The 4,040-nt window shown below is 50.7% G+C and carries 5 protein-coding genes; 1 reads left to right on the top strand and 4 read right to left on the bottom strand.

Annotated features, from left to right (window positions below):
- The coding region (locus tag IEX72_RS14955) for a hypothetical protein (RefSeq protein WP_188788791.1) at positions 1 to 180 on the bottom strand (180 nt) is incomplete at its 3' end.
- Between the two features lie 2 nt (positions 181 to 182).
- The gene (locus IEX72_RS14950; RefSeq protein ID WP_188788789.1) at positions 183 to 590 is read right to left on the bottom strand and encodes a hypothetical protein; all 408 of its coding nucleotides are present in this window, start codon (positions 588 to 590) and stop codon (positions 183 to 185) included.
- Positions 591 to 964: 374 nt separating this feature from the next.
- On the opposite strand from IEX72_RS14950, the gene IEX72_RS14945 reads away from it, so the two are divergent.
- A complete protein-coding gene (locus tag IEX72_RS14945) occupies positions 965 to 2,233 on the top strand; it encodes a bifunctional DNA primase/polymerase (protein WP_188788787.1) in 1,269 nt (422 codons plus the stop codon).
- A gap of 523 nt (positions 2,234 to 2,756) precedes the next feature.
- Here the strand turns inward: IEX72_RS14945 and IEX72_RS14940 are convergent.
- Complete coding sequence (locus IEX72_RS14940; RefSeq protein WP_188788785.1) at positions 2,757 to 3,560, bottom strand: helix-turn-helix domain-containing protein; 804 nt, start codon at positions 3,558 to 3,560, stop codon at positions 2,757 to 2,759.
- A 1-nt stretch (position 3,561) separates the two neighbouring features.
- On the bottom strand, positions 3,562 to 4,040 hold a 479-nt coding region (locus IEX72_RS14935; RefSeq protein ID WP_188788783.1), incomplete at its 5' end, for a hypothetical protein.

The raw sequence follows: 4,040 nt of genomic DNA, 5'->3' as shown, positions 1-4,040 counted from the left end.
ATCATCAAGTTCTCTGAACCTCTCTGACCGGTTCAGAGTGTATTCTCTGTACCGGTCTTTTGCCTCTTGAATAGCCTTCAGCTTCTGAGTTTTCCTGTAGTCATCTGGGTCAACTACCAGAACGTTCTTTTTTTCCTCCGACTCTTCTACCTCGACCTTTTCAGGGGGGTTCTCAGACATAGTTACACCCAAACGTAGTGGTAGTAGCTGTAGACCAGACCGGCTATCAGGAGAACCCCAGTTCCGATACTTACCAGTGACCCTACAGAAAAGAGAATATGCGCTCCTAACCAGAGAATAGCAAGAGTAAGAGTGAGACTCAACTGGGTCTGAGCCGTCTTCTGTTCTTCTATCCTCTCAGATTGGTTTTCTAGAGTCTCCTGAGCCTGGTTCAGAGTGTTCTCTATTCGGGTTCCCCCGTCAGTCTTGATAGGGACTAGTCTCATATCCGACTCTTCGACATCTAGTCCCTGTTTGGCCATTCTTTCAGTAGCCTGGCTTCGAGAGATCCCTTCTCTCTCAGCGTAATCCTCGAGTCGTTCGACAGTTCTATTCCCCATTTTCGCAGAGACCATAGTCTTATCCGACATTATACTATGGTATTACTCCGGGGGAAATAAATAAGTACCCCCAAACCAGACTGTATAGCAGAAGCTCAGAACGAACTGGAAGGGGAGTAGGAATCTGTGGCAGGGTTCTGGACTCCCCTTCAGGACCAGACAATAGCCATGACAGAATCTAAGCGGAACCCAGATAACGATTGCGGTCAGGACAAACCAGAACGGTGGTTCTGTCCGAATTGTAAGGAGTTCAGGTACTTAGACGGCTCTGAAGGCTACCGGTGCGACCCTCCGAGAGACTGTAACTCAGACTCTTTCGGAGACCAGAACTGTGGCTATGTAGTTTGCTCAGACTGTCATACGCCACTTTCAGACCGGCATCTAGCCCCAGGGAGTGACTTTCTGTGAAACGGATTCCTGACCAGATTCGGAGTTACCCACTAGTTCGGGTTTGTCGTCCTGACTGTCGGAGTCATAACGACTGTAACCACCCTGGTAAGAGGCCGGTCAGTTCGGTCAAAAATCCCAGACCGGTTCAAGAGGTTCGGAACTGGGTTAGAACCGGTGGTAACTACGGCGTCGTTCCGACTGAGGATAACGACCTGATCATCCTCGACTCTGACTCTGACCTGTTCACCGAGATCGTGACCGAACAGCTCCCTCAGACTTTCTCAGTCAGAACCGGGTCAGGGAACTACCACTTCTACTACCGGTCAAAAGTGAACGAAAACCAGTCATTCAAAGCCGGAGAAGACGAATTTGGGTCAGTTCGGGCTAACCGGTGGCACTGTGTCGGTCCTGGTTCAGTTCACCCTGAGACCGGCGAAGATTACGCTATATCGGTCAACTCAGAACTTTCAGTTCTCACTGAGGATTCGTATGCTGAGTTTACTGAGACTGTCGAATCCCGTATTTCCGGTGATTATGCCGTGAAGACCGGCGGCGGCGGCGGCGGCAGTCTTCACGGTCAGAAGGCCTCCGAGTTGAATACAGAACCAACAGAAGAGACCTTGAGAGTTCTGGGATTCATCAATTCCGACAGTCGGAGAGAAGAGGTAGCAAAAGTGATAGACTCGGACCATCCACCCAGAAATACGAGAGTCTGGGCTTCTGGGTTCCTCTATTCGGTCTGTGGTCTGACTCAGAAGCAGATCGAGAAGTTACTGAGAGAGACCGCGGTATGGGCTACCGACTCTGAGAGAACTGAAACTGAGATACGGTCTCTGGTTCGATCCTCGACGAACAACAGTCGGGCTTCTGAGTCGGTGAATCTCAGTAAGTTCCTGACCGCCGATATGGACCCAGAAGGGTCTGAGAGGCGTAAAACGGAGGAATCCGGTAGTGGCCGGACCCTACCAGGTGGTGAGAATTCTATGGAATACAATACAATAGAGAACCTGACGGTCTATAACGCTGACTCTGTAGAAGAGGCAGAAGACGGAGACCGGGTTATCAGAGTCGAACTCACGAATATGTCGGGTCGTGGTGACGACGGTGAACCAGTAGACACTGACTTTGTGACTATTACAAAGGGAACTCTGAGAGAGAACGGTGACTTTGGGGTAGCCCCAGAGTTCCCCGGTCAGAGTAAGTCAGTTGGTTCTGCTGACCCTGACGACCTCCGACTAATCGCATCAGGTCTTGAAGAGGTAGCTGATAGTATCGAAGAGTAGCCACTGAGAACCCCTCAGTTCCCTCAGAAAGTGGTCTAACCCTGAAACGGGTTGGAGGGTTCGATTCCCTTCGTCTGACTGCAAGCCAAAGGAGAGAAGGTCTGTATGGGACTTGCTTCCTGCCAGGTCAGGTCTGAGGCTTCCTGACCGTCGAAGGGTAACTACCAGACTGTCCGACTCTCCGACCGGTTCGACGTCGAGCCGGGAAGGAAGCCCCTCAGAGACCGGCGGCAGAGTGTCGGTCAGGTCGTCCACAACCGGCCTGAGTGACCTGAGGTGACGACGAAGGGGGAAACACCGGCTTTCCCCCTCACCACCTCAGAAGGCTCTTAGCTCCGGTCTGAGGTGAAAGTTGCGCAGAGTCTTCTCTATCTTTCTGCGCGATAATGCTACGACAATACAGAGTATAGAACCACACGACAGAGTAGACCTACAGTGTTGTCTGTCGTCCCTCCCCGACCGGTCAATATGTATGTACACGGTGGTAGTGTCTTGGCCCTACAGTGACCGCACAGACACTAGCTTAGTCAGTCAGAATATCAGCTACTCTTGACCTGGAGAGACCTACGACTTCGGCTAGATCACTCTGGGTCAGCTCTAGCTCAGAGTAGAACGACCGGAGTAACTCGTTTCGTGTTTCGGTCTCTGCTTCAGTTCTAGCCTGCTCGACCATATCCCGGGCCTCAGAAGCAGAGAGTCTTTGAGAGGATTCGTCACGTTCTCCCCGTAAGTGAGCTAACTTCTCGTCAGTGAGGTAGTCATATACATCTCTCACTGGGTCGTCTTCGTCAATATCAGACCATTCCCAGGTCTCTGTTTTCGGGGTTCGTGGTTCCTCACTGTAGGGGTTCCACCGGAGAAAGTGTCCTAGTGCGGTTCCCTTGTTCTGAATCATAAACCAGAAATCGCACAGTGCCTTGAGATCGCGGTCTAACTCAGAGCTAGCGGGAAGGTTCAGAACTAGGTACTTCTCCCTGATTCGACCCATACTGACTAGCTCTCTCATAGCCTTATTGACCGCACTACCGGCTTCGTATTTGTTCAGACCTGCCTCAGCTTCGTCGAGAACCAGTGCTGAACCCTTCGGGAGTTCGACGTATGATTCCGTGAGTTCTGACGGGTCTATAGCTACCTTCTCAGGAGTCAGACCCTCTTCGGTTCTATCCATCAGTGCCGCTAGCTTCAGACTGAGAACTGTCTTTCCCGTTCCCCGCCGGTTCTGGTGGTCTGAAACCAGTACAGCTAGGTCCTGGTTATTGGCTACCCGTTTTCTGTATAACCTAGTGAACGGGTAACCGTCAGGGAGAAAACTACCCTGAATACTCATACTAGATGTTGGCCGGTCCTTTGTCTTCCTCTAGATCAAGACCGAGACCTAGTTTTCTCTCTATACGTTCTAACTGCCTGTATATCCGTTTCTGAAATCTTCGGGGAATTGCTTGGTGTTCTCCATTTGCAACTATGCGACCCTCTAATCTGACTACTTCTCGAATATCCATAGTGGGCTTGTCTAACAACCGTTCCACCATAGAGTTCGTCTCTACCTCTAGGTCAGACTCAGACACAGCCCCCTTCTCTATTCCTTCCTCGATAAGGGGTAGAAGCTCTGAACCGTACATAGCTAGTGCTTGAGCCTCTTCGTGTTCCATAGCCTCTTGCGGATTACCCCACGTATCATCAAGTTCTCTGAACCTCTCTGACCGGTTCAGAGTGTATTCTCTGTACCGGTCTTTTGCCTCTTGAATAGCCTTCAGCTTCTGAGTTTTCCTGTAGTCATCTGGGTCAACTACCAGAACGTTCTTTTTTT

The organism is Halobellus salinus, assembly GCF_014646875.1.
Taxonomy (GTDB): domain Archaea; phylum Halobacteriota; class Halobacteria; order Halobacteriales; family Haloferacaceae; genus Haloquadratum; species Haloquadratum salinum.
The sequence above is the reverse complement of the archived record's forward strand: the minus strand, read 5'-3'. Positions and strand labels throughout refer to the sequence as shown.

Coding starts and splice junctions, on each gene's coding strand:
- IEX72_RS14950 (WP_188788789.1), bottom strand. CDS start 590: ATGTCGGATAAGACTATGGTCTCTGCGAAAATGGGGAATAGAACTGTC.
- IEX72_RS14940 (WP_188788785.1), bottom strand. CDS start 3,560: ATGAGTATTCAGGGTAGTTTTCTCCCTGACGGTTACCCGTTCACTAGG.